General features: G+C 36.6%; 1 protein-coding gene and 1 pseudogene. Both read left to right on the top strand.

Annotated features, from left to right (window positions below):
• The first annotated feature begins 193 nt into the window (after nt 1-193).
• Nucleotides 194-610 carry a TerB family tellurite resistance protein gene (locus tag F6K49_RS52710; RefSeq protein ID WP_293111092.1) on the top strand — a complete coding sequence of 139 codons (417 nt, stop codon included), beginning with the start codon at nt 194-196 and terminating at the stop codon, nt 608-610.
• Between the two features lie 207 nt (nt 611-817).
• Nucleotides 818-1,035 (top strand): annotated as a pseudogene (locus F6K49_RS52705) (methyltransferase); the annotation flags it as partial.

Genomic DNA, 1,035 nt, shown 5'->3' with positions numbered 1-1,035 from the left:
TTTGGTGCGCGCCTCAGAAATTTTTACCTCACAAGTCGTAGAATTTCTATATTTGTTAACGATATGCATCGCTTCTAAACTAGATTGATACCTATTTGATGACACGCCCTATAAAAAATTGACATTGTTAAAATTTTAGTATAGGATAAATTGCTTAGTATTAAATCCGTCTTAGACAAATCCAGCACAAAATATGAGTAACGGCAAGGCACTGCAACCATCCCCCTATTCAAAAAGACAATACAATATTCACCAACCTGGTGACTTTGATGTTGCGGTTAATTATAGTCGTGTGTTGTTGGCAATTGCTGGTGCAGAGGGTGAGCTGGCAGAGGCAGAATTGGATTGGTACATTGATGAGCTGGTTTTGTTCGGATGTACTGAAGAGTATTTGCCAGAAATCAGTAAAGAGTATATTGCCACTGTCAAAAACCTGAATTGGAAAGATGTTAATCTCGAAGAGCTATTGGAGAATATTAATTTTGATTTTCCCATGAATTCGCCCAAGGTTATTTTATATCAAGCGATCAAGATGTGCCGAGCTGATAGAGACTATCATCAAAAGGAGAAGGAAGCCATTCGGAAAGCCGCTCAAATTTTAGGTGTTTAAATTACAGATGTTATTACGATTGAATCACTAGTATAAATGGAAGATGCAGCAGATAAATTAAGATATTCTGTGTTAGAAACAATAGGATAGTTTAGATGATTTTAACACACTCTTGTGCTGGCAAATTAAAGTTTGTTATAATCATCCATGTTAATTTATAAACTTCATCGACAATCTTCTAAATTAGTTCAGTTGGGAGACTAACACTTGTCCAAAAAGTACATACATGGCTATTCACATCAAGAACAACAACGCTTAGTTAAACAAGCTCAATATTGGCGGGACAAAGTGCTATTGCGCGATCTCAATTTGTTTCCTACCGAGAATTTGTTAGAAATCGGCTGTGGTACAGGTGCTGTCTTAGGAATAATTCTAGACAGTTTTCCAGATTTGAGAGTAGCTGGAATCGATCTCGAATCTACTCA

Source organism: Moorena sp. SIO3I6 (assembly GCF_010672095.1).
The sequence above is the reverse complement of the archived record's forward strand: the minus strand, read 5'-3'. Positions and strand labels throughout refer to the sequence as shown.

Excerpts from the sequence above, each read along its gene's own strand:
- F6K49_RS52710 (WP_293111092.1), top strand. The coding sequence starts at position 194 with ATGAGTAACGGCAAGGCACTGCAACCATCCCCCTATTCAAAAAGACAA.